The sequence below is a fragment of the Promicromonospora kroppenstedtii DSM 19349 genome (genome assembly GCF_000515355.1).
In the GTDB taxonomy this organism is placed as follows: Bacteria; Actinomycetota; Actinomycetes; order Actinomycetales; family Cellulomonadaceae; genus Promicromonospora; species Promicromonospora kroppenstedtii.
This window is the reverse complement of sequence record NZ_KI911641.1, coordinates 26647-27687: the sequence shown is the minus strand read 5'-3', so window position 1 is coordinate 27687 and position 1041 is coordinate 26647. Positions and strand designations below refer to the sequence as shown.

Below are 1041 nucleotides of genomic sequence, written 5' to 3'. Positions count from 1 at the left end.
CGCCTCCACCGCCGTGGCGGCGGCCGAGCCAGGAGCGCCCGCCCGGCCCGCGGACCGGTCCGCCTCCGCGGCGTCGGCCAGGGCTGCGATAGCGAGGGCGGACAGCCAGATGCGGCCGAGGAACACCTCGGTCCACACCTCGCCGAGATGGTCGGTGATCCGCACGGCGAGGGCCGCGGCGTCGTCGTACCGGCCGGCCCAGGTCAGGGCGTCGACCAGGCTGCCGCCCCCGATGAGGGCGATCTGACCGTCGCTCTGCCAGTGGTCGAAGAGGGCCTCGCCGCGCGGGATGGCGTCGGCGTCACCGCGCGCCACGGCCGCGTACATCCGGGTGGCCTCCAGGACGTGCCGGTGCGTGGCCGGCACACCGCCTGAGGTCCGCGGCGACAGGTCGCCGCGGAAGTAGAGCATGACCTCCTGCAGGATCCGCAGGTTCACGGTCGGCGTGCTCCAGGCCAGGCCGAGCTCCTCGGCGCGGGCGAGCGCGTGCTCCACCCGCTGCTCGGCGGCCTCCAGCTCGCCCGCGTAGAAGCGGTTGGCCGTGGCGTTGTAGAGCGTGCGCATCTCGGCGAGCACGTCGCCCGCCTCGGTGGCCGCCGTCCGGGCCTCGTCGAGAAGGGCCGCTGCCCGGTCGGGGTCGGCCACGTCGAGCACGGCCAGGGTCGACAGCGCGGCGGCGAGCGCTCCGGGCTGGCCGACGGCCCGCGCCTCCTCGATGGCGCACTGGGCGTGGCCGCGGGCGTCGTCGTCCAGGTCGATGATCATCGTGACCCGGGCCAGCAGAGCGTTGGTCCAGACCCGGTCCGGGCTGCGCTCCGGCAGCATCTCCAGGGCCGCGCGGAGGTCCTCGATCGCGGCCTCGACCTGGCCGGGCACCTCGTCCCACGTGGGCAGGTCGAGGTACCGGTGCACGAGCACGTGCCGCAGGCCGGCCCGGCGCAGCGGGTCGGTGACGCCCTCGACCGCGCGTTCGGTCAGCTTCACCGCGCGCATCGGGTCGCCGGCTCGCGCCGCGGCCTCACCCGCCGAGAGCGCGACGTC

Annotated in this window: 1 pseudogene; it reads right to left on the bottom strand. The window is 75.9% G+C overall.

The window, feature by feature from the left end:
- Positions 1–1041, bottom strand: a pseudogene (locus PROKR_RS07860) (helix-turn-helix transcriptional regulator); the annotation flags it as partial.